This window comes from Cellulomonas citrea, from assembly GCF_009829685.1.
GTDB lineage: Bacteria > Actinomycetota > Actinomycetes > Actinomycetales > Cellulomonadaceae > Cellulomonas > Cellulomonas citrea.
Genome location: NZ_VWSD01000403.1, coordinates 1 through 513, shown reverse-complemented (window position 1 = coordinate 513; position 513 = coordinate 1). Strand labels below are relative to the sequence as shown.

General features: G+C 40.2%; 1 protein-coding gene. It reads left to right on the top strand.

Annotated features, from left to right (window positions below):
- Window positions 1–513: hypothetical protein (locus F2B26_RS17825; RefSeq protein ID WP_201292837.1), on the top strand; the 513-nt coding region annotated here is incomplete at both ends.

Here is a 513-nt window from a genome sequence, read left to right as displayed (position 1 = left end):
ATTCCATTTCTTCCACTTGGGGCAATGGCAACTTCAGCCACACTTGCAGGTTGTAATGATGATGATAAAAATACTGCAGTTAAACCACCGATCAATCCAGCTAAATTAAAATCTGCAACATTTACACCAATGGATGCACCAACATTAGCAAATGCAGCAGCAATGGCCACAACAACAGTTGCTTCTGGTTTAGCTGTAACTTGGGATGATAATACCAAGACTGACTACAAACTTGCTTATAAAACCTTCTTCCAAACAGGCGATATGGTCAATGATGGAAAAGGTGGGAAGATCTTGGCTGGTGGTTATTATGATATTAATAATAAGCCAATCATGGATAACTCTACAGGTTCGCCACGTCAATTCTTCTCAGATTGTCCAGATGGAACATCTTTGCTCACTGTTAAAGATGCCAAGATTGATGGTGTAAAAGGAAATCCTGTATTTGCTGTGGTGCAATTTGAATATACCACACGTGATTTGGCGGGTAATGACATGTATGGCAAGTTGCCA